This is a genomic window from Providencia sp. 2024EL-00732 (assembly GCF_044006275.1).
GTDB lineage: Bacteria > Pseudomonadota > Gammaproteobacteria > Enterobacterales > Enterobacteriaceae > Providencia > Providencia huashanensis.
The window spans coordinates 1-22819 of the sequence record NZ_JBIPDG010000021.1 but is presented as its reverse complement, the minus strand read 5'-3'; the positions used below and the strand labels follow the sequence as shown (position 1 = coordinate 22819).

The window sequence follows — 22819 nt, the reverse complement described above, 5'->3', positions numbered from 1 at the left end:
ATTTAAGGTATAATACATTCTGGCGTTTATATCCAACAAAATGAATATAAAAATAAAACAGAAAGGGGGAATTTAGCGTTAAATCTTTTTTAGAGCATCACATTAAATTTAAATTTAATGAAAACTAAATTTGAATTATTCGTTAATAATCATCACAATTATGAAATATGTAATCCATTTAATATGTTATAAAAACCCAACACTAATTAGCATCATCAGATAACGACAAACTAACTCATAAAGAATAAATTTACAGAAGTTAACCCCAAAATTTTCACTCATGATGAGTTAAGCAGCTAAAATCTCAGAGTAAACATGACTTAAAAAGACACCTAACCAATATTAAATATATTACTTCCCCCCATCCGCCATAGTTATAACCTTAATTTCATTCTAATTAAGATAATGGCTATTCAATTAATTTTTTTTAGTTTAAATCTTTGGATATTTAAAGAAGAGCGCGTATATTTAATATTGCTCTCAATATTAAATATCACATAATTACCACTTGGTTATTGAGGAAATTAAAATATGAGTAATCGTTCATTGAATCCAAAATATAATGGGATGGATGACGTTTATGCGTCATTAGAGTTATCAAAATCATTACCAAAAACTAAATTTCCATCAAAAGAACAAGAACCTCGCAATGTATTTAGTGCAGTGCGAGATGAATTAATGTTAGATGGTAATTCACGTCAAAATTTAGCAACATTCTGCCAAACTTGGGTAGATGATGAAATTCGTGACTTAATGGACTTATCTATCGATAAAAATATGATCGATAAAGATGAATATCCACAAACTGCCGAAATTGAAAACCGTTGTGTACATATGCTAGCGGATCTTTGGCATTCGCCAGATGCAGAAAATACCCTCGGCTGCTCGACCATCGGTTCTTCTGAAGCAGCAATGCTTGGAGGGTTAGCCTTAAAGTGGCAATGGCGTAAAAAACGTGCAGCAGCAGGAAAGCCAACAGACAAACCAAACATGATCTGTGGCCCTGTTCAAGTATGTTGGCATAAATTTGCCCGCTACTTTGATGTTGAACTCAGGGAGATCCCACTTGAAGGCGACCGCCTGATTATGAACCCTGAGGAAGTGCTTAAACGTGTAGATGAAAATACGATTGGTGTAGTACCAACGTTAGGCGTGACATTTACTTGCCAATATGAACCTGTTAAAGCAGTTCATGATGCATTAGATAAGTTACAAAAAGAAACGGGCTTAGATATTCCTATCCATGTCGATGGTGCAAGCGGTGGGTTCCTAGCACCATTTTGTGCGCCAGATTTAGAATGGGATTTCCGTTTACCTCGCGTAAAATCGATTAACTCTTCCGGACATAAATTTGGTTTAGCTCCATTAGGCGCAGGCTGGGTAGTCTGGCGTGAAGCGCAAGACTTACCTGAAGAATTAATTTTCAATGTAAACTATTTAGGTGGCAATATGCCAACCTTCGCGCTTAACTTCTCTCGCCCAGGTGGCCAAATTATCGCTCAGTACTATAACTTCCTGAGGCTCGGTCGTGAAGGCTATGCAAAAATTCATAATTCTTGCTACGCAACTGCGCAATTCCTAGCCCGCGAAATCGAAAAGTTAGGTCCATTTGAAATGATTTTCGATGGTGATAGCCAAAAAGGTATCCCAGCGCTGGCTTGGAAGTTGAAAAAAGGCGAGACCACCAGCAATTATTCCCTCTATGACATAGCAGATAAACTACGTAGTCGTGGATGGCAAGTCCCTGCATATTCAATGCCAGCAAACCGTGAAGACCTCGTTGTTCAACGTATCTTAGTTCGTCACGGAGTAAGTTTAGACTTAGCCGCATTGTTAATTGAAGATTTTAAACGCACGCTAGATTATTTCGAAAAACATCCAGTCAATAAACCGCTAACAGAAGATGAAGGCGGCGGTTTTAACCACAGTTAATTAGCTAGTCATTAGCTCTATTATTTATTAGCCAAAGAATGTCATGTTCTTTGGCTTCTATTGGGATCAGTCCTGTAAGACTGATTGTTTATAGACTTTAGGAGAACTCGTATGGCGACAACAACGACAGCTCCAGCCGCAAAACAGCTCACATTACTGGGTTTTTTTGCCATTACAGCCTCAATGGTAATGGCTGTATATGAATACCCAACGTTTGCAACATCTGGTTTTAGTTTAGTTTTTTTCCTATTGTTAGGCGGATTGTTATGGTTCATTCCTGTCGCATTATGTGCCGCAGAAATGGCGACAGTGGAAGGTTGGGAAGAAGGCGGTGTGTTCGCATGGGTTTCTAATACACTAGGTGAGCGCTGGGGATTTGCTGCAATTTCATTTGGTTACCTACAGATTGCTATTGGCTTTATCCCAATGCTGTACTTCGTGCTAGGGGCCTTATCTTATATTCTAAATTGGCCAGAATTGAATACGGACCCTGTAACCAAAACTATCGGGGCATTAGTCATTTTATGGGTGCTAGCTTTCACTCAATTTGGCGGGACCAAATATACTGCGACCATCGCTAAAGTAGGTTTCTTTTTAGGTATTTTACTTCCTGCACTCATTTTAGTGTTTTTAGCCATTAGTTATTTATCCAGCGGTGCCCCTTTAGCCATTGAAATCAGTGAAAAAACCTTTATTCCTGATTTTACCCAAATAGGGACATTGGTCGTTTTTGTTGCGTTTATTTTGAGTTATATGGGAGTTGAGGCTTCCGCAACCCACGTTAACGAAATGAAAAACCCAGGTAGAGACTACCCAGCAGCCATGTTTTTACTGATGATAGCAGCCATTTGTTTAAGCTCTATTGGCGGGTTATCTGTTGCTGTTGCTATCCCAAATAGTGAAATTAACCTGTCTGCCGGTGTAGTTCAGACATTCAACGTACTTGTTACACACTTTAATTCTTCCCTTGAATGGGCAGTGCGAATTATTGCAGCTTTATTATTGCTTGGTGTCTTAGCGGAAATAGCCTCATGGATTGTAGGGCCTTCGCGAGGAATGTACGTTGCGGCACAGAAAGGAATTTTGCCGCAAAGTTTCGCCAAAGTGAATAAAAATGGCGTCCCAGTCACACTGGTTGTCTCTCAATTATTAATTACAACTGTCGCGATTATCGTCCTCACCAATACTGGCGGCGGCGGGAATATGTCATTCCTTATTGCATTGGCACTGACGGTCGTTATTTATCTCTGTAGCTACTTTATGTTATTCCTTGGTTATATGCATTTAGTCTGCAAGCAACCTGAGAAGAAACGAGCGTTTAATATCCCTGGTGGCAAAGGTGTTAAATTACTTGTTGCCTCCGCTGGGTTTATTATTTCTATCTTAGCGTTTATTGTTTCATTCTTCCCACCAAGCTCATTACCCGGCGGAGCAAGTGATAATACTTACGTCACGCTACTTGCCGTCAGCTTTATAATTATCTTCTTACTGCCATTTGTAATTTATGCATTCCATAGCAAGCAAGGTAAGAAAACCAATGTGGCGATGGTACATATCAAAACGCATAATGCACCAGTTAACCACTTCTTTATTCACCCTAGAGCGCGTTCTACCTATCATCTAGTGCATGATGATAAGCAAGATAGTAACTCCCCTAAGTAAGATGAAATAAAGATAAAAAAAGCTGCCGAATGAATTGGCAGCTTTTTTCTTAAATACGGCTGTAATACCCCTAGCCCGTATTACGCATCCCAGCAGCAACCCCTGCAATAGTGACCATCAGCGCTTGTTCTACGCGTGGGTCTGGGTGTTCTTGTTGGCGAGACCGGTGTAATAGTTCGGCTTGTAAAACGTTTAACGGGTCAGTGTAGACATTACGTAGTGCAATAGATTCAGCAATCCACGGTAAGTCCGCCATTAACGCTTCGTCTTTCGAAACCGCTAGCACACTTTTTATATCCTCCGACAGCTGATCACGTAGTTTTTGCCCCAACGGCCATAAACGTTCTTCCACTAAACGATGATCATAGTACTCCGCCAGCCATAGGTCTGCTTTCGCATAAACCATCTCTAACATAGCTATACGTGTATTAAAGAATGGCCATTGCTGCCACATTTCATCAAGAATGTTTTGTTTGCCTTCTTGTTCAATGACATGTTTCAGTGCTGCGCCCGCACCCAACCAAGCAGGAAGCATCAAGCGGTTTTGTGTCCATGCAAAAATCCAAGGAATAGCACGTAATGTTTCAACACCACCAGTAGGTCGACGTTTCGCTGGCCTTGACCCTAGTGGCAACTTGCCTAGTTCTAATTCAGGCGTAGCAGCACGAAAGTACGGAACAAAATCAGGCTGTTCACGTACATAGTCACGGTACATTGCACAAGAAACATCCGATAATGAATCCATCACCGATTTCCACTCGTTTTTCGGTTCTGGTGGCGGTAAGAGATTAGCTTCTAGGATTGCGCTTGTATACATTGCTAAACTACTGATAGTGACTTGTGGTAACCCGAATTTAAAGCGGATCATTTCCCCTTGTTCTGTAACACGCAAGCCACCTTTTAAACTCCCCGGAGGCTGAGACAGCAATGCAGAATGAGCCGGAGCCCCCCCACGACCGATAGTGCCACCACGTCCGTGGAACAGGGTCAGTGTCACACCTTCTTTTTCACACAGTTTAATTAACGCATCTTGTGCCCTGTATTGTGCCCACGATGCTGCCATTACCCCTGCATCTTTAGCTGAATCTGAATACCCAATCATCACCATTTGGCGGTCATCGATCAGCTCGCGGTACCATTCAATACTGAGCAGTTTTTGCATTACGCTTTCAGCATTATTTAAGTCTTCTAAGGTCTCAAATAATGGTGCGACAGGTAAACGAACTGAAGCGCCAGTTTCATTAAGCAATAATTTAACCGCTAAGACATCTGAAGGTACTTTAGCCATTGAAATTACATAAGCCGCAATCGAATCATTCTTCGCATTCGCAATAACACGGCAGGTTTCAAATACCTCTTGTGTTTCTGGGCTAGGCTGCCAATCTTGTGGAATTAATGGGCGGCGTGATTGCAGCTCGGACAGTAAAAATTGCTGTTTTTCCTCTTCCGACCACTGTGAGTAATCCCCCAGCCCTAAATATTGTGTGAGTTCTGCAATAGCCTCTGTATGGCGAGTACTTTCTTGGCGGACATCAATACGTACCAACTGTAAGCCAAAACTACGAATACGACGTAAGGTATCCAGCAGTTGCCCATTGGCAATAATTTTCATATTGCAGGCAATTAACGATTGATAACAGGCATATAACGGGTCCCATAACTGGGCATTATCTGTCAATAAATCGGCGGGAGGCAAGGCTTGCTCACCTTTTACACGGCGCTCTAAATATTCTAATGTTGAGAATAATTGGCTACGCAAATTTTTAGCAATTTGGCGATACGGTTCATCCACATCATCGCCTCCAGCTAATGCACGTAACTCTGGGGTTGCCTCCGTCATGGACAGTTCAGAAACTAAAACCTGAATGTCTTTTAGGAATAAATCTGCTGCTTTCCAGCGACTTAGCAGTAAAACTTGACGAGTAACATCCGCCGTCACATTTGGGTTACCGTCACGGTCACCGCCCATCCATGACGTGAAACGGATTGGATTGGCTTCGACAGGTAAAACAGTGCCAATCGAGTCTTCGAGTTGTTCGTTAAATTCACGTAAAAATGCAGGAACCCCTTCCCACAGTGAATTTTCGACCACTGCGAAACCCCACTTCGCTTCATCAATTGGCGTTGGACGAATTTTACGAATTTCATCGGTATGCCATGATTGAGCGACTAATTGGCGCAGGCGCCGCATAATATTATTGCGCTCATAGTCCGCAATATCATCATGATCAAGCTGAGATAAACAGGTGTTTACTTCAACCAGTTTGTGGATCAACGTCCGACGTGCGATCTCAGTGGGGTGAGCGGTTAAAACTAATTCGATAGAAAGCTGTTCAACTGCTTTTTGAATGTCTGTATCAGTAAAGCTTTTTTCTTTTAAGCGGCCAAACAGATTTTTCAATGCGACGGGGTTACTTGCCGCTTCACCATGAGGTGAAATACTGTGGTATTGCTCAGCGACGTTTGTTAGGTTTAAGAATTGGTTAAATGCCCTTGCGACGGGTAGCAACTCATCATTAGAGAGGTTTTGTAATGTCATCAGCAGTTTTTGGCGCTGAATTTCATTACCTGCACGGGAAGATTTAGAAAGCTTACGAATGGACTCTACTTTATCGAGTATGTCTTCGCCTAAAGCTTCCTTGATGGTATCGCCGAGTAACTTACCTAGCATACTGACATTACTGCGCATTGCGGAATATTGCTGATTCATGAGACTCCTGACCTTGTGCTTCTGGCAGAATGCATCCCGCATGACTCACGGTTAACAGACTGCTACCTGTTTCCTGTAACAAAATTTCAGTCGGCTGCGTTAGAATTATCATTTTGTGATGCAGACCGCTAAATTTACCCTTCAATGTATATTCATATCAGAAAAAAATGACTTTGGGGGATTTTTCTGAAATTTAATTACAGATTCATTTTTATTAATTTTTCTTATTTAAGTATTGTTTCAGCGCAATATATCGTCGATTCAGCACTTTTAAGACATGAATAATGCTTAAGAATTAAATCATCAGAATAAAAAGACAGAAAAGAAGGCTGTAGATTAAAAATTTTCATGATGTATTGGTGCCAAATTTACATTTAAAGCACCAATACATTTAAACAATGATTACAACAATTGAGAAAGGCGGTTTAAATCAGATTGAATAGCCCCAGCAGTCACATCTCGCCCTGCCCCTGGACCTCTTATTACTAATGGGTTATCTCGATACCAGCGACTTTCTATCGCAAATACATTGTCACCCGGTAATAATGAAGCCAATGGGTGATTCGGTTGTACTGCCTCAACACCCACTTTAGCTTTACCTTTTACTGCATCAAACCGCGCAACATAACGAAGTACTAACCCCATTTCCTGTGCCGCTTCTAAGCGCTGTTGCATCTGTTCATTGATCACAGCACTATTTTCAAAAAACTCATCTAATGAGCCGGTTTGAGCTTGTTTAGGGACTAAAGACTCAACACGTACGTCATTAGGTTCTATATCGTAACCAGCTTCACGGGCTAAAATAATTAACTTGCGCATCACATCTTGCCCAGAAAGGTCAATACGTGGATCAGGTTCTGTTAAACCTTGTTGCCACGCTTGCTCAACTAACTCACTGAACGGAACCGAGCCATCGAATTGCAAAAATAGCCATGATAATGTCCCTGAAAAAATACCGCTAATCGTCAGGATGGCATCACCACTTTCTTTTAAATCTCGCACCGTATAGTTAATCGGCAACCCAGCTCCAACTGTCGCATTATAAAGCCAGTGACGACCTGTTTTTGAAAATGCATCTCGAATTTGGCGATACTGAGCTGTTTGTGCGGCCCCTGCAATTTTGTTAGCACTAATAACATGAAAACCATAGCTGGCAAAATCAACATAGCTATCAGCCAAAGTTTCACTGGCGGTAACATCTAAGACAACTAAATCATCATAAGGGTGAGAACGCATCCATAAAAACAAGTTGTCATCTTCATGTTCCACCGCCTCGTCATCAAAAAATGCCAAAGCGCGACTAGGGTCGATCCCCTGATAATTTAATAAACTACGGCGGCTATCCACCACACCAGCCAACACGAAGTCAAAGTCACTACGAGCAGAAATATTAGGTTGCTCCGCTGCAAAAAGTTCCAACCAACGCGCGCCAATATTCCCTTTACCAAAGAGTACTAACCCTATACGTTTTTCCGCACGGAACAAGCTTTGGTGCATACCTTGGATTAAATGTTCAGTTTGGTTTGTACGCAATACGGCAACCAAGCTAATCGCATCTTCAGAATGCCAAATAAATTCAACAGGCTGCCCCTTCAACTCCTCATAAAAACGGTGGCTATGCAGAGGTTTTTTGCCAACACCCGCCCCCACTAAAGCAACCAAAGAAAAACCTTCACGCAGTGATAATGACCCCGGTAACCCGGCTTCCTCTAAGACATTCAACGCACTTTCAACAAGTTCTGAGGTATAACATAATTGAAGTAATGCACGGTCATGGTGAATACCAAGAGCTAATGGACGTAATTGGACCCGTTTTAATAGTAAGTCCACATCCTTACAGATTTGTTTGAAATCCCGCCCTGCAGCAATACGTAGTTCAATTAAGCAAACATCATCGTGACTTGTGACAATTTTAGCCCCAGCTCCTGATGCTAATACACGCTCTATCTTGGTTGAGCCTTGCTCTGGTTGGTAACTACACCTTAATTGCAAATCAATGTTACTGACAGAAACGGGCTGCAAGGTACGAGTATGTAAAACTGGCGCCGCTAAACGCGCCAATTCGCTAGCTTCATCAAGACGTAATAAAGGCAATAAACACGCATCTTTAACCTTACGAGGGTCTGCACTGTACACCCCTGCAACATCACTCCAAATGGTGACTTTATCAACATCGGCGAGCGCACCAACCTGTGTGGCTGAATAGTCGCTACCATTGCGCCCGAGTAATACGGTTTCGCCTTGCTGGTTACGGGAGATAAAGCCAGTAACAACAATACGTCGATTAGGTAATTGAGTTAATTGTTGTTGTAATAAATACCGTGATTGTATTTCATCTACCTGAGGCTGTGCAGCGCGTTCAGCACGTAAAAATAAACGCGCGTCTAACCAAGAACTTGCCATATCAGCTTGAGATAACACTTCAGACATAAGGCGCGCAGACCAAATTTCACCATGACCGACGACTTCTGCGTAAGTGACATCACTATTCGGCTTATCCAGTAAAACACTGAGTCGTTCTAAATCCTGAATGAATAATTGGCTTAATTCTTTTGCTTTTGGTTCTGGCAAAAGAGATTCAATTAAATCCAGTTGATAGCGGCGTAATATTTGCTGAGCTTGATGAGCCGAAATACGGTCAATCTGACTTAATTTCAACCAATTGATTAGTTGATTGGTTGTACTACCCGCAGCGGAAACCACCATTAAATCACCGGGTTGGCTATAGTTAGCCATAATAGCCGCGACTCGTTGATAACACTTTGCGTCCGCTAAACTACTACCTCCAAACTTATGTAACTGGCGGTGGCAAGGTGCCACCTCAACCGCTGTTAGTACACTCATCAAAAAACTCCGCTAACGTTGTGCCGCAACCTGAAATGCTTGCTCTAAATCTGTAATTAAATCCTGAGGGTCTTCAATCCCGACCGAAATTCTCAGCAAGCTATCCGTAATACCGGCTTGTGCTCGAGCTTCAGCGGACATCCCCGCGTGGGTCATTGTTGCCGTATGAGAAATCAGGGTTTCTACACCACCTAATGATTCTGCCAATGTAAATAAAGACAAGGCGCTCAGAAAACGACGTAGTTGTAATTCATCACCAGCAAATTCAAAACTTAACATTGCCCCAAAACCTTTTTGCTGCTTAAGTGCAATTTGATGCCCTGGATGATCTTCCAATTCAGGATAATACAATTTTTTCACTAAAGTCTGTGATTTAAGATACTTTACGATTTCTTGTGTATTCCTCTGCTGTTGTAAGATACGTGGCGATAAGGTTCGAATCCCTCGCAATAGTAAATAGCTATCAAAAGCCCCTCCAGTAACACCAATATTATTTGCCCACCACGCTAATTCTATTGCCCATTTTTCATCTTTGGCAATAACAACTCCAGCCACAATATCTGAGTGGCCATTAAGATATTTAGTGCATGAGTGGACAACAAAATCCGCCCCTAATGAAAGCGGTTGCTGTAAAATCGGGCTTAGAAATGTATTGTCAACAACGACTAATGCCCCTGCTTCATGAGCCAAATGAGCAATATGCTGTATATCAAAAATTCTTAATAGTGGGTTGCTCGGTGTTTCGATTAACACCAATTTAGGCTTTTTATCTAATGCCTTTTGCAATGCACTTTCGTCACTTTGGTCGACAAACTGTACTTGATAAGCCCCACGCTGGCTTTGGCTATTAAATAACCGGTAACTTCCCCCATAACAATCGTGGGGAGCTACAAGTAAATCACCCGGTTGTAAAAATACCGTACATAACAGATGAAGCGCAGACATACCGCTATTCGTCATTACAGCCCCACTTCCCCCTTCGAGCTGTGCTAATGTTTTTTGTACTATATCCCGCCCTGGGTTTCCTCGACGTGAATAATCATGAACTCGCGGCTGATTAAAGTCAGTAAAATTATAGGTACTGGACAAATAAATGGGAGGCACAACGCAACCAAATTGTTGATCTTCATTTAATCCATTATGAATTGCGATAGTTGACGGTTTGTAGGCCATAAACGCTTCTCCTGATTTGTGATTGCTCAAATCATACCCATGAGATGTTTAGACGTCAACATATCTAGACGTCTAAACCTCTTTACGTTTATATCAAGTAATGGAATAATCAGCCTTAATGATTATGTGCTCATTGATAATCAATAGCACAAATAGACTTAGCTGGTTAATTTCACAGGAAAAATTGTGGTAAACTAGGACAAGTTTCTTCTTACTTATATGCAGACACGCCCTATTTGAAGCTTAGAATAAGTTTCTCTTAAAAAGAATATGCATATTATTTTTAATTATTACTGAAAATATCCAAGGTAACTCATGGCTGAATGGAATGGTGAATATGTCAGTCCGTATGCTGAACATGGCAAAAAGAGTGAGCAAGTAAAAAAAATTACAGTATCTATCCCGTTGAAGGTACTAAAAATTTTAACTGATGAGCGTACACGCCGCCAGATTAATAACTTACGTCACGCTACAAATAGTGAATTACTGTGCGAAGCATTTTTGCACGCATTCACGGGGCAACCGCTGCCGAATGACGAAGATTTACGCAAAGAACGTAATGACGAAATCCCTGAAGCGGCAAAAGAAATCATGCGTGAATTAGGTATCGACCCAGAAACGTGGGAGTACTAACTCAATTTTTGCCTCAGTAATGCAATACGTTTTTCACTACGTCGCAAACAGGTATTCCCTGCCAGTGGCGTAGCGCTCTTCTTATCTTATCTAAAGGTGATTACACTTAATCGCTCATCCCAAGCCACGCTAAAATTTTTCTTTGGTCTCACACCTAAAACCAAGATTTCTCTGAATTAGTTCACTTTCAGAATTGCCCGCAGGCTTATTTCCCCAACTTCTCTACACTTCATCACACCAATCTATAACCACACCCAATAATTAGAATTATTAAGGATAGTGTAATGAATAAATATAATCAGGTCTTAATCGGCTTACTCGGCGGAGCACTACTCATCACCGCAGGATGCACAAACCACTCAACTAGTTATACCAAAGAATATAAAGAAACTGCTAATAGCGATTTATCAGCGAAAAAATTAGGGACAAAATGGGGGGAAGATGTTAATTCTGCTGTACAAACGGTCAAAGCCTCACGTTTAACCAACACACCTTTTGACACCGCCATTATTTTTTACCGCGGTGAACGTGTCCCAAGCCATGTTCAAACCATCAATTATATTCCGTTGTCCCCCATAGAGATCAAAATCACTGATGGAAATGACCGTAAAATGCCAATTTACCGTAATAACCAAGGACAATATATTTTGCCCGCCCAAGAGGGACAGCGTTATCAATTGACTATCGCCAATACCGATAGAAATAGAACCTACGAAGTGGTCACAACCGTTGATGGTATTGACGTACTAAATGGCCGTGCAGGTTCATACCAAAATAATGGATATTTGATCCGTCCCAAACATGAGGTCACCATTGAGGGCTTTCGCAAGAATCAGGACCAAGTCGCCGCTTTTCGCTTCTCAGCACCAGAAGATTCTTATGTAAATCAAAATGTTCAAGGTGACGAACGGAATATTGGCGTAATTGGTTTTGCGATTTTTGAAGTTCGGGAAGAATTAGCCGACTGCGAAGCAAACCCTTTCCCCGCAGAGACACAATATGCTCCAGCCCCGTGTAAAAAACGCTAAATACGCTTAAAACGCACCCCATAAAGAGTGCGTTCTTAAATATTGGCCGCGTTTAAACAAAATAAAATACTAATAACCACCATAACCCCCTCCATGAAACCGTTAATTATCAACTATTAACAAAGAATAACGATAATCATATCGTTTTTCACCCAATTTTGACTTATCTTAAATCAAACGCTTAATTTGACTTATAATAAAACCTTATTTCCAATAAACTAACTAAACGGTATTTTTAATGAAAAAGATAATTGCAGTATCTCTTTTAAGCGTCGTTTCTAGCGTAGCGATGGCATCGAATAGTGGTTTTTATGTTTCTGGTAAAATGGGAACATCAATCTTAAAACTTTCCGACCAAAAGTGGGAAAGTATTGATGACCTTGGTGAGTATGATCGTGCCAGTGGTGGAAGCAAAACCAAAGGCGTGTTCGGTGGCGGCCTTGCTGTTGGTTATGACTTATATGATATGACCTCTTTACCTCTTCGTACTGAGCTCGATATAACCCTTAGAGGGAAAGCATCTTCCAAATATAATCTAGCGAGTAGCTCTTGGGACAATGGCAATGGTTCTTTCTATTCAGATAGTGATGATGCAAAAAATGATATCACGCTAAATACTTTCATGGTCAATGCCTACTATGACTTCAAAAATGAAACTAATTTCACACCTTATGTATCTGTGGGCTTAGGGTTAGCGAGCATTAAGCATAAAGCACAGTATTCCTACTCTGAAACGAATTCCGGTGGTAGCGAATATAGTTCATCGTCTAAATCAAAAACTAATAGTAATTTTGCTTGGAGTTTAGGATTGGGTTCACAGTATGCAATCAATGACAATCTATCATTAGATTTAAGCTACCGCTTCTTAGATGCAGGTAAATCTGAGGTGAGCTCTTACACTGACGGTGCCAAAGATAAATCAAAAGTGAAAGTCAGAAGCAATGACATTATGCTTGGTGTGGTTTACCGCTTCTAACGGTTTATTCTACCCATAAAAAAAGGGAAAATATATTTTCCCTTTTTTTTGCATTTCACAAGTTCGATTATTTTTTAGAACCTGGGATGCTGAAACGTTGGTTAAAGCGATCAACACGACCACCAGTCGCAACATCACGCTGTTTACCAGTATAGAACGGGTGGCAATTACCACAAACGTCCAAGTTCAGCGAGTGACCAGCAGTTGAATTAATTTTCATAACATTACCGCAAGAACAAGTTGCAGTAACTTCTTCGTATTTAGGATGAATACCTTTTTTCATGGGAGAACCTCTATTAAGGCCGTGTCGCCATTCCAGCCCTAACGCCGGACACCACACGTCGTGTTGATTGAATTTAATATTATTGGCAAAAATAACTACCAAAGGCGGCGGATCATACAGAAATTCTGTTTATCACGCAATGAAAACCGAGTAAATTTTGTGTTACTCTAGTCCGCTCTTATTATTATCATCGCATAAAAAACAGACGGAAATCCAGCTATGATCGTCGTTCAGGTGGCATTACCTGTTCCTTTAAATCGCACATTTGATTATCGCCTCCCTGATAACATGGCGCTTCCCGTCATTGGGAGCCGTGTCATGGTGCCGTTTGGCAAGCGCCAAGCACTGGGGGTTGTGGTTAAACATAGCGATAAAAGTGAATTTGCTGAAGACAAGCTCAAAGCTATCGAACTGGTTCTTGACCAGCAAACTCTATTTCCTGACGATGTTTGGCAATTATTATTATGGTCTGCCCAATATTACCATTACCCAGTTGGTGAGGTTCTTTTCCACGCCCTACCGACATTACTGCGCCAAGGTAAAGCCGCAGAATTCACCCCTATTTGGCAATGGCAAGTTACTGAGTTAGGCCTTGCGGTTGACCTTAATGAGCTAAAACGTTCACCTAAGCAGCAGCAAGCACTCGCCCTTTTACGTCGCCGGTCTGTGTATCGCCATCAGGTCAATGAACTTGAAATCAGCGAAAGTGCCTTACAAGCCTTAAAAAAGAAAAGCTATATAGAACTACACCCTGTTCAGCCTACTGCGGAAAAATGGCAACCTAACTTTACAATATGTGGCGAAAGGCTACGCCTTAACAGCGAACAGGCCACCGCGGTCGGAGCGATCCGTGCACAAGATGACGAGTTCTCACCATGGCTGCTTGCTGGGATCACAGGTTCCGGTAAAACAGAGGTCTATTTAAGCGTATTAGAAAATGTGCTTTCCCAAGGTAAACAGGCTTTAGTTCTCGTTCCCGAAATTGGCTTAACCCCACAAACCATTAGCCGTTTTCGTGAGCGTTTCAATGCCCCTGTAGATGTTCTACATTCGGGGTTAAATGACAGTGAACGTTTAGCCGTTTGGCTACGAGCTAAACAAGGGCAAAATGCAATTATTATTGGCACTCGTTCTGCCCTATTTACCCCATTTGCCCACTTAGGCATCATCATTATCGATGAAGAGCATGATAGCTCTTATAAGCAACAGGATGGCTGGCGTTACCATGCTCGAGACCTCGCGGTCTTTCGCGCCAAAAAAAATAATATTCCGATTGTGATGGGGACCGCAACACCGTCACTGGAAACCCTTTTTAATGTTCAACAAAATAAGTATCGTCAATTAAACCTCACTATTCGGGCTGGGAATGCTCACCCTGCAGTACAACATCTAATTGACTTAAAAGGCCAACCCTTAAAATATGGCCTATCACACTTGCTAATCCAACATATTAAAGAACATTTAGCGAAAAATAATCAGGTGATTTTATTTTTAAATCGTCGGGGCTATTCCCCGGCACTGATTTGCCATGAATGTGGCTGGATTGCCGAGTGCCAACGCTGTGATCATTACTACACCTTACATCAGAATTTTCACCAATTACGTTGTCATCACTGCGACAGCCAACGCCCGATCCCTCGCCAATGCCCACAATGTGGGTCAACCCACTTGGTGCCCGTAGGTATGGGAACAGAGCAACTTGAAGAGGGGATATCGGAGCTTTTCCCTGACACGCCAGTGACCCGTATTGACCGTGATACTACTAGTCGTAAAGGCGAACTTGAGCAACATTTAAACCAAGTTCACGAAGGTGGGGCAAGGGTCCTTATCGGCACGCAAATGTTAGCTAAGGGCCACCATTTTCCAGATGTTACCTTAGTCGCGCTATTAGACGTTGACGGCGCACTATTTTCGAGTGACTTTCGTGCGGCTGAGCGTTTTGCCCAATTATATGTACAAGTTTCAGGCCGTGCGGGTCGAGCTGGTAAGCAAGGGGACGTTTTTTTACAGACTCACCACCCAGAGCACCCTCTGCTACTCAATTTACTTGAAAACGGCTATGACGCTTTCACAAAAGAGGCAATGGAAGAGCGCCGTATCGCCATGTTACCACCTTACACTAACCATATTTTGATCCGCTCCGAAGACCACAATAACCAAGATTCACGCCTTTTTTTGCAAAATGTACGGCAATATATCGCAGAGCACCCGCAAAGTGACGCTAAACTGTGGATTTTAGGGCCATCGCCGTCGATTCAAGCCAAACGAGGTGGACGATTCCGCTGGCAATTATTGCTCCAACACCCTTCACGGTTATATTTGCAGCAATTTATGGCAAAACTACTGCCTGAAATCCTTCAGCAGCCAGAAAGCCGTAAAGTAAAATGGAATGTGGACGTCGACCCGACTGATTGCTAACCTCATTCCTTAAATTAATAATTTGAATACTCATGAACAAAGTATCTCTAGATATCTCTGTGTTTCAACAGCCGATTTTTAGGAATTTCCTCTCAAATTTTTTTTAAATTTGCGAAGCAGCTCTAAAAAATGACGTAAGTCACACTTTTTATGCAAACTAGGTAACAGATATTATTGTGAAACCAATTAGAATAACTTCTAATCATAAATAATGACGTGCTTTCGCCATTCAAAAAAAGCAAACGATTAAATCAATCTAAGGAAGGCGTTGTGGAAAGTAAAAAACACAATAATACGGCAACAATGAAAGACGTTGCCAGTGCTGCGGGCGTTTCGACAGCGACAGTCTCTAGAACCTTGATGAACCCAGAAAAGGTTTCTTTGCAGACAAGGCAAAAGGTCGAGCAAGCCGTGATGGATGTTGGCTATTACCCCCACAACCTTGCTAGAAGTTATAAGCGCAATGAATCAAAAACTATTCTTGTACTCGTTCCGAATATCCGTGACCCTTTCTTTAGCGACGTGGTTTGTGGTATCGAAGAAATTGCAGCACAAGAAGGCTATTTTGTGCTAATTGGTGATTGCAAACATCAACAAAAACAAGAAAATGCCTTTATTAACCTGATTATTACCAAACAAATCGATGGTATGGTATTACTCGGCTCTAATATCCCCTTTGATGTCTCCACTGAAGAACAAAAAAACCTACCGCCAATTGTTATGGCGAATGAGTTTGCCCCTGAATTAAAGCTCCCTACCGTTCATATTGATAACCTTACGGCAGCATTTAACGCGACCCATTACCTACAAAAGCAAGGCCACCGGCTGATTGCTTGTATCGCAGGTCCCTCTCATATGCCGTTGAGTGAGTATCGGTTAGAAGGTTATAAAAAGGCGATGTTGCGTACTGGCGAAAAGTTACGCGAAAACTATATTATTCGCGGCGATTTTACGCACGAAGGTGGCGCAGAAGCCATGAAAACGTTACTTTCACTTCCTGAACCCCCAACTGCCGTTTTTTGTCACAGTGATATCATGGCCATAGGGGCTATGTGGCAAGCGAAGAAAATGGGGTTACAACTCCCAGATGACCTTTCTTTCGTTGGTTTCGATAACTTAGAACAAGCAAAATACACTTTACCCGCATTAACGACTATCGACCAACCGCGTACTGAAATCGGCCATCATGCTATGCAACTGTTACTAGAACAGATCCACGGTAACAATGTCACCCCAGGGTCTCGTCTCCTAGATTCTGATTTAATCATTAGAGAGAGTACAAAAGCGCCTAAAAGCTAGGGGTTATTGAACTTTAATGGTACATTTTTATTCGTATTAAATGTATTTTGCTCAAGGCGAGCGATTTACCGTCTAGTCACCTAGGCAAGAAGTGCTTAACACAGAGAAAAATTACATTTAATCGAACCCGAAGGTCTATTTTTCTGAATTATGTAGCTTACCGAGCATGGTTGTACTAAACCTAACCATGTAGCTGGTTTTAACACCAAAACGCGCTGTAAAAATCATCAGCAAAGATGAACAGCCCCTAGTCAAAGCCACTCAGGTTAAGTAACATGTTAAGCCAAATGACGACAACAATTAATAATTAGTGAATTAATAGCGTGGCACAAAAAGATTATGTAGCTCGAGGGCGCTCATCCGCTCGTAAAAAAGGCAAAGGTAAATCGAAAAAAGCACAGGGACTGCCAATGACTACTTTGGTCGTTGCTGTGGTGATTGTCGTGCTATTCGTTGGTGGCCTGTTTTATATCACCCAAAATAAAAAGGATACCCTACCACCACAATCTGTCGTACCAACTGCACCTACGGGCAGCACACTTCCGCCCAAACCTGAAGAGCGCTGGCGCTATATTAAAGAACTCGAGCGCCGCGGTGTTGATATACTAAGCTCTCAGCAGCCTAATACCGGTACTAATATTCTGCGTCCATCAGATTTAACACCTGAACAACGTCAATTATTAGAGCAAATCGATTCTGACCGGCGCCAACCGGTAACTAACTTACAAGAAATCCCTGCTAACGGTAAACCAGTGCCGCGGTCTCAGGTCATTATCAATGAACCGGCTCAACCTATAGAGCCAGTTCAACGTAAGCCTGTTGTGAATAACGAACCGAAAGTAGAATCTCGACCAGCGGCACCGGCCTCATCGACACAAAATGTACCGGATAAAAAACCAGCGAATAATCTGCAAAATATGTTAGTTCAATGCGGGTCATTCCGTACAGCAGAACAAGCAGAGTCGGTACAAGCAACACTCGCCTTTTCAGGTATTGAAAGCCGTATCTCTAGTGGCGGTGGCTGGCACCGTATCGTATTAGGCCCTTATTCCAAGTCAACCGCAGAGAAAATGCGTGACCGAGCAGCAGGTGTCGGTGTATCAGGTTGCATTCTTCGTGCTTCAGGGGGTTGAAAATCCTAACCTCCCACCCCATGTACTGTTTTAATGTACTCATGAGCGGTTGTTTTTATCTTCAACACAATTCAAGTGCTAGCTAATTAAACAGCTACCACTTGAATTTTATCTTTTGGAAATTAAAACCAGCTGCATTCTTTTTGTAATAAAACCAGGGGCTAACTCATGACAACAATCGTAAGTGTTCGCCGTAATGGCCAGGTCGTAATTGGTGGTGATGGACAGGCGACGATGGGTAATACCGTCATGAAAGGCAATGTCCGCAAAGTTCGCCGCTTATACAATGACAAAGTCATTGCCGGATTTGCCGGTGGCACCGCAGATGCATTCACACTTTTTGAACTGTTTGAGCGTAAACTCGAACTGCACCAAGGCCATTTAACTAAAGCGGCCGTTGAGCTTGCAAAAGATTGGCGTACAGACCGTATGCTACGCAAGCTAGAAGCGTTGCTCGCTGTCGCAGATGAACACACCTCGCTTATCATTACGGGTAATGGTGACGTGGTACAACCTGAAAATGACTTAATTGCCATAGGTTCCGGTGGTCCATACGCGCAATCAGCAGCACGTGCACTGTTAGAAAATACAGACTTGAGCGCAAAAGAAATTGCCGAAAAAGCACTCGCCATTGCTGGCGACATCTGTATTTACACCAACCACAATGTCAACTTTGAAGAAATTTCTTCAAAATCATAAGGATTGCTAGCATGTCCGAAATGACTCCACGCGAAATTGTCAGCGAACTCGACAATCATATTATTGGCCAAAACAAAGCCAAACGCTCTGTAGCAATTGCTCTGCGTAACCGCTGGCGCCGTATGCAGTTAAATGAAGTGTTACGCCATGAAGTTACCCCAAAAAATATTCTGATGATTGGCCCAACAGGGGTAGGTAAAACTGAAATTGCTCGCCGCTTAGCAAAATTAGCGAATGCACCGTTTATCAAAGTTGAAGCGACAAAATTTACAGAAGTCGGTTATGTGGGTAAAGAAGTTGACTCTATTATTCGTGATTTGACTGATTCTGCCGTCAAAATGGTGCGTTTACAATCTATCGAAAAAAACCGCTATCGTGCAGAAGAAATGGCCGAAGAGCGTATTTTAGATGTGTTGATCCCACCGGCAAAAAACAATTGGGGTCAATCTGAACCCACTGATGAACAATCACCTGCGCGTCAAACATTCCGTAAAAAATTACGTGAAGGCCAGTTAGACGATAAAGAAATTGAGATTGAAGTTGCGGCCACCCCAATGGGGGTTGAGATCATGGCGCCTCCGGGCATGGAAGAAATGACTAACCAGTTACAATCCATGTTCCAAAATTTAGCGGGTCAAAAACAAAAGCCTCGTAAGATGAAAATCAAAGAGGCGTTTAAACTATTAGTGGAAGAAGAAGCCGCTAAATTAGTTAACCCAGAAGAGCTAAAAGAACAAGCTATTGAAGCCGTAGAGCAAAACGGTATCGTGTTTATCGATGAATTCGACAAAATCTGTAAACGTGGCGGTCAAAGCTCAGGTCCAGACGTATCCCGTGAAGGGGTTCAGCGTGACTTATTACCATTAATCGAAGGCTGTACCATTTCGACTAAGCACGGTATGGTAAAAACCGACCACATTCTCTTTATTGCATCAGGTGCATTCCAAGTATCTAGCCCATCAGATCTAATCCCTGAACTGCAAGGTCGTCTACCTATTCGCGTTGAACTGCAAGCACTGACCACTGAAGATTTTGTCCGCATTTTGACAGAACCAAATGCCTCCTTAACTGAGCAATATAAAGCGCTAATGGCAACTGAAGGCGTCAATATTGAATTTACAGCAGACGGTATCCGTAAAATTGCAGAATCAGCATGGCAAGTGAATGAGTCAACTGAAAACATTGGTGCTCGTCGTCTGCACACGGTACTTGAACGTTTAATGGAAGATATTTCTTTCGATGCAAGCGACCGTAATGGCCAAACTATCCAAATCGATGCTGAGTACGTCAAACAACACTTAGACGAACTGGTTGCTGACGAAGACCTGAGTAGATTTATTTTATAATCTTATTAATTATCAGGTTTTCATGTATCCTTAATATACATCGACTAAAGTGCAGCTTTTATCGCTGCACTTTTTTCTATGAAATATTAATCCTACTGCTTTGAAATTCAACAATATTTATCATTGCGATAGGCTAGTTAAATTTTTAAGAACACGACTTTAAATAATTCAGATTGTAGAAAACCAAAATAACATCAGCCCGATGTGACTAAAGTAGCTGGAATATAGCAAGTAACCTATACGAGTATGTGACTAGAGCAATAAAGTACAGCCAAGATCACTACAATTTGAAATATGACAAGTATGAACCTGTGAAGTAATTAAATGAACTCACCAAATACAATAAGCCGTAAACAAGCTTGGATTGAAAGCCTACGCCCCAAAACCCTCCCTCTCGGGGTGATTGCGATTGTCACAGGCTCCGCTCTAACCTATTTAACAGGCAACTTTAAATGGCCTGTGGCGCTTTTAGCCCTTATTACCGCTGGACTATTACAGATTTTATCTAACCTTGCCAATGATTATGGTGATGCTGTAAAAGGTTCCGATACCGAAGAGCGTATTGGCCCACTACGTGGTATGCAAAAAGGCGTTATCACGCAAGCTGACATGAAAAAAGCGTTAAAAATCAATATTACGGCGGCCTGTATTTCTGGGTTACTGTTAATTATTGTCGCGTGTGAAAAACCCGAAGATGCTATCGGTTTCGTAGCCCTAGGGTTAATTGCCATCGTTGCGGCCATTACCTACACTGTTGGTAAAAAACCCTATGGCTATTTAGGGCTGGGGGATATATCGGTACTCATCTTCTTTGGCTGGCTAAGCGTGATTGGGACTTACTACTTACAGGCAAATAGTTTCAATATCATCACCCTGTTACCCGCCACAGCTTGCGGGTTGCTATCAGTTGCCGTATTAAACATTAATAATATGCGTGATATCGAAAATGATATCAAAGCAGGTAAAAATACATTAGCTGTGCGTTTAGGGCCGCAGGGTGCACGCATTTACCACGCAATTATTATTATCGTTGCCATTTTATGTTTAGTGTTTTTCAACCTGATTTACTTACAAGGTTGGAGTGGCTGGCTATTCTTACTTGCGGTGCCAGTATTGATGAACCATTTACGCCGTGTTCTTAGCGACCCCACACCAGAAGGTATGCGTCCTTTACTTGAAAATATGGTAAAAGCGGCACTGATCACCAACGTGTTATTCTCTATTGGCGTGGTGATGAGCAAGTAATCATCATTATTTGCCTATTTTTTGACTTTTCCCGCCTATTTTTAGGCGGGTAACTTTGCCAAGTACTGTTCAAAAGGGATATACTGGCTACCTCTTGCAGCAAAAAAAGACCTAAATCCTATGAATTATGATACTTCCGAACTCTGCGATATATACCAAGAAAGCGTTAATGTGGTAGAACCTCTTTTCTCCAACTTTGGTGGGCGTACTTCATTTGGCGGTCAAATCATTACAGTTAAGTGCTTTGAAGATAACGGCCTACTGTATGATTTGCTGGAAGAAGACGGTACCGGCCGTATTCTGCTAGTTGATGGCGGTGGCTCTGTCCGTAAAGCGCTTATTGACGCCGAAGTAGCAAGGCTTGCTGTTGACAACCATTGGGAAGGCATCGTGATTTATGGCGCGGTTCGCCAAGTCGATGCACTAATGGAACTTGACCTTGGCATCCAAGCTATTGCCGCTATGCCAGCAGGTTGCCCTGATGAGGGCATTGGTGAAAGTGATGTCCGCGTCAATTTTGGTGGCGTCACCTTCTTCTCTGGTGATTATCTGTATGCGGATAATACCGGCATTATTCTTTCTGAAGAGCCATTAACCTCGTCTGAGAACGACGGTTTTATCGAAGATGACAATATCGACGCATAATCCGTTAAAAATTCTAAAAATAAGGGCTGCAAATTATTGCAGCCCTTATTTTTATACTCTACAACGCAAGGTATGACGAAACTTTCTCTAAATAATTCGTGTTGTAGGTAGGCGGCAAAGTCGATAAGACCCTAGGAGCATACATAAGTATGTGACTAGGGCGAAGAAACGAAGCCAACACCCTACAACGCAAGGTATGACGAAAGTTTCTCTAAATAATTCGTGTTGTAGGCAGGCGGCAAAGTCGATAAGACCCTAGGAGCATACATAAGTATGTGACTAGGGCGAAGAAACGAAGCCAACACCCCTACAACGCAAGGTATGACGAACGTTTCTCTAAATAATTCGTGTTGTAGGTAGGCGGCAAAGTCGATAAGACCCTAGGAGCATACATAAGTATGTGACTAGAGCAAAGAGACGAAGCCAACACCCTACAACGCAAGGTATGACAAAAGTTTCTCTAAATAATTCGTGTTGTAGGCAGGCGGCAAAGTCGATAAGACCCTAGGAGCATACATAAGTATGTGACTAGGGCGAAGAGACGAAGCCAACACCCCTACAACACGAAGTATGACGAAAGTTTCTCTAAATAATTCGTGTTGTAGGTAGGCGGCAAAGTCGATAAGACCCTAGGAGCATACATAAGTATGTGACTAGGGCGAAGAAACGAAGCCAACACCCCTACAACACGAAGTATGACGAAAGTTTCTCTAAATAATTCGTGTTGTAGGTAGGCGGCAAAGTCGATAAGACCCTAGGAGCATACATAAGTATGTGACTAGGGCGAAGAAAC

Annotated in this window: 17 protein-coding genes; 12 read left to right on the top strand and 5 right to left on the bottom strand. The window is 42.1% G+C overall.

Annotated elements, in window-relative coordinates; translation table 11 throughout:
• The first annotated feature begins 531 nt into the window (after nucleotides 1-531).
• Nucleotides 532-1932 carry a glutamate decarboxylase gene (locus ACHB7C_RS20165; RefSeq protein WP_042846663.1) on the top strand — a complete coding sequence of 467 codons (1401 nt, stop codon included), beginning with the start codon at nucleotides 532-534 and terminating at the stop codon, nucleotides 1930-1932.
• Between the two features lie 111 nt (nucleotides 1933-2043).
• A complete protein-coding gene (gene gadC, locus ACHB7C_RS20160) occupies nucleotides 2044-3594 on the top strand; it encodes a glutamate:gamma-aminobutyrate antiporter (RefSeq protein WP_048605761.1) in 1551 nt (516 codons plus the stop codon).
• 70 nt (nucleotides 3595-3664) lie between these two features.
• Here the strand turns inward: gadC and ppc are convergent, their stop codons facing one another.
• The 4 genes from ppc to metB form a co-directional block, all read right to left on the bottom strand.
• Nucleotides 3665-6304, bottom strand: coding sequence for a phosphoenolpyruvate carboxylase (gene ppc / locus ACHB7C_RS20155; RefSeq protein ID WP_395348401.1), 2640 nt, complete (start codon nucleotides 6302-6304; stop codon nucleotides 3665-3667).
• A complete protein-coding gene (locus tag ACHB7C_RS20150) occupies nucleotides 6273-6416 on the bottom strand; it encodes a hypothetical protein (protein WP_155405705.1) in 144 nt (47 codons plus the stop codon). The genes ppc and ACHB7C_RS20150 overlap by 32 nt, the downstream gene beginning before the upstream one ends.
• Nucleotides 6417-6706: 290 nt before the next feature.
• Complete coding sequence (locus ACHB7C_RS20145; protein ID WP_042846666.1) at nucleotides 6707-9148, bottom strand: bifunctional aspartate kinase/homoserine dehydrogenase II; 2442 nt, start codon at nucleotides 9146-9148, stop codon at nucleotides 6707-6709.
• A 12-nt stretch (nucleotides 9149-9160) separates the two neighbouring features.
• Nucleotides 9161-10321 carry a cystathionine gamma-synthase gene (metB, locus tag ACHB7C_RS20140; RefSeq protein WP_042846667.1) on the bottom strand — a complete coding sequence of 387 codons (1161 nt, stop codon included), beginning with the start codon at nucleotides 10319-10321 and terminating at the stop codon, nucleotides 9161-9163.
• A gap of 315 nt (nucleotides 10322-10636) precedes the next feature.
• Here metB and metJ point away from each other — a divergent pair, with 315 nt between their 5' ends.
• The 3 genes from metJ to ACHB7C_RS20125 all read left to right on the top strand — a co-directional run bounded on the left by metJ (nucleotide 10637) and on the right by ACHB7C_RS20125 (nucleotide 12958).
• Nucleotides 10637-10954 carry a met regulon transcriptional regulator MetJ gene (metJ, locus tag ACHB7C_RS20135; RefSeq protein WP_004265315.1) on the top strand — a complete coding sequence of 106 codons (318 nt, stop codon included), beginning with the start codon at nucleotides 10637-10639 and terminating at the stop codon, nucleotides 10952-10954.
• A 284-nt stretch (nucleotides 10955-11238) separates the two neighbouring features.
• Nucleotides 11239-11982: a hypothetical protein gene (locus ACHB7C_RS20130; protein ID WP_042846668.1), complete on the top strand. Its 744-nt coding sequence runs from the start codon at nucleotides 11239-11241 to the stop codon at nucleotides 11980-11982.
• A 238-nt stretch (nucleotides 11983-12220) separates the two neighbouring features.
• Nucleotides 12221-12958, top strand: coding sequence for an outer membrane protein (locus ACHB7C_RS20125; protein WP_048605758.1), 738 nt, complete (start codon nucleotides 12221-12223; stop codon nucleotides 12956-12958).
• 67 nt (nucleotides 12959-13025) lie between these two features.
• Here the strand turns inward: ACHB7C_RS20125 and rpmE are convergent, their stop codons facing one another.
• Nucleotides 13026-13241: a 50S ribosomal protein L31 gene (gene rpmE / locus ACHB7C_RS20120; RefSeq protein ID WP_004265313.1), complete on the bottom strand. Its 216-nt coding sequence runs from the start codon at nucleotides 13239-13241 to the stop codon at nucleotides 13026-13028.
• Between the two features lie 219 nt (nucleotides 13242-13460).
• Here rpmE and priA point away from each other — a divergent pair, with 219 nt between their 5' ends.
• The 7 genes from priA to rraA all read left to right on the top strand — a co-directional run bounded on the left by priA (nucleotide 13461) and on the right by rraA (nucleotide 22026).
• Nucleotides 13461-15659 (top strand): primosomal protein N', encoded by a 2199-nt coding sequence (priA, locus tag ACHB7C_RS20115; RefSeq protein ID WP_272678197.1) that lies wholly within the window; start codon nucleotides 13461-13463, stop codon nucleotides 15657-15659.
• A gap of 270 nt (nucleotides 15660-15929) precedes the next feature.
• Nucleotides 15930-16958 (top strand): DNA-binding transcriptional regulator CytR, encoded by a 1029-nt coding sequence (gene cytR, locus ACHB7C_RS20110; RefSeq protein WP_042846671.1) that lies wholly within the window; start codon nucleotides 15930-15932, stop codon nucleotides 16956-16958.
• 323 nt (nucleotides 16959-17281) lie between these two features.
• A complete protein-coding gene (ftsN, locus tag ACHB7C_RS20105) occupies nucleotides 17282-18091 on the top strand; it encodes a cell division protein FtsN (protein ID WP_395348396.1) in 810 nt (269 codons plus the stop codon).
• A 168-nt stretch (nucleotides 18092-18259) separates the two neighbouring features.
• Entirely contained in the window at nucleotides 18260-18790 is a 531-nt protein-coding gene (hslV, locus tag ACHB7C_RS20100; RefSeq protein WP_004265304.1) for an ATP-dependent protease subunit HslV, read from the top strand.
• Between the two features lie 11 nt (nucleotides 18791-18801).
• Nucleotides 18802-20136: an HslU--HslV peptidase ATPase subunit gene (gene hslU / locus ACHB7C_RS20095; protein ID WP_042846673.1), complete on the top strand. Its 1335-nt coding sequence runs from the start codon at nucleotides 18802-18804 to the stop codon at nucleotides 20134-20136.
• A gap of 324 nt (nucleotides 20137-20460) precedes the next feature.
• Nucleotides 20461-21381: a 1,4-dihydroxy-2-naphthoate polyprenyltransferase gene (locus ACHB7C_RS20090; RefSeq protein ID WP_042846674.1), complete on the top strand. Its 921-nt coding sequence runs from the start codon at nucleotides 20461-20463 to the stop codon at nucleotides 21379-21381.
• 120 nt (nucleotides 21382-21501) lie between these two features.
• The gene (rraA, locus tag ACHB7C_RS20085) at nucleotides 21502-22026 is read left to right on the top strand and encodes a ribonuclease E activity regulator RraA (RefSeq protein ID WP_042846675.1); all 525 of its coding nucleotides are present in this window, start codon (nucleotides 21502-21504) and stop codon (nucleotides 22024-22026) included.
• Nucleotides 22027-22819: the final 793 nt, after the last annotated feature.

Excerpts from the sequence above, each read along its gene's own strand:
- ACHB7C_RS20165 (WP_042846663.1), top strand. The coding sequence starts at position 532 with ATGAGTAATCGTTCATTGAATCCAAAATATAATGGGATGGATGACGTT.
- gadC (WP_048605761.1), top strand. The coding sequence starts at position 2,044 with ATGGCGACAACAACGACAGCTCCAGCCGCAAAACAGCTCACATTACTG.
- ppc (WP_395348401.1), bottom strand. The coding sequence starts at position 6,304 with ATGAATCAGCAATATTCCGCAATGCGCAGTAATGTCAGTATGCTAGGT.
- ACHB7C_RS20150 (WP_155405705.1), bottom strand. The coding sequence starts at position 6,416 with ATGATAATTCTAACGCAGCCGACTGAAATTTTGTTACAGGAAACAGGT.
- ACHB7C_RS20145 (WP_042846666.1), bottom strand. The coding sequence starts at position 9,148 with ATGAGTGTACTAACAGCGGTTGAGGTGGCACCTTGCCACCGCCAGTTA.
- metB (WP_042846667.1), bottom strand. The coding sequence starts at position 10,321 with ATGGCCTACAAACCGTCAACTATCGCAATTCATAATGGATTAAATGAA.
- metJ (WP_004265315.1), top strand. The coding sequence starts at position 10,637 with ATGGCTGAATGGAATGGTGAATATGTCAGTCCGTATGCTGAACATGGC.
- ACHB7C_RS20130 (WP_042846668.1), top strand. The coding sequence starts at position 11,239 with ATGAATAAATATAATCAGGTCTTAATCGGCTTACTCGGCGGAGCACTA.
- ACHB7C_RS20125 (WP_048605758.1), top strand. The coding sequence starts at position 12,221 with ATGAAAAAGATAATTGCAGTATCTCTTTTAAGCGTCGTTTCTAGCGTA.
- rpmE (WP_004265313.1), bottom strand. The coding sequence starts at position 13,241 with ATGAAAAAAGGTATTCATCCTAAATACGAAGAAGTTACTGCAACTTGT.
- priA (WP_272678197.1), top strand. The coding sequence starts at position 13,461 with ATGATCGTCGTTCAGGTGGCATTACCTGTTCCTTTAAATCGCACATTT.
- hslV (WP_004265304.1), top strand. The coding sequence starts at position 18,260 with ATGACAACAATCGTAAGTGTTCGCCGTAATGGCCAGGTCGTAATTGGT.
- hslU (WP_042846673.1), top strand. The coding sequence starts at position 18,802 with ATGTCCGAAATGACTCCACGCGAAATTGTCAGCGAACTCGACAATCAT.
- ACHB7C_RS20090 (WP_042846674.1), top strand. The coding sequence starts at position 20,461 with ATGAACTCACCAAATACAATAAGCCGTAAACAAGCTTGGATTGAAAGC.
- rraA (WP_042846675.1), top strand. The coding sequence starts at position 21,502 with ATGAATTATGATACTTCCGAACTCTGCGATATATACCAAGAAAGCGTT.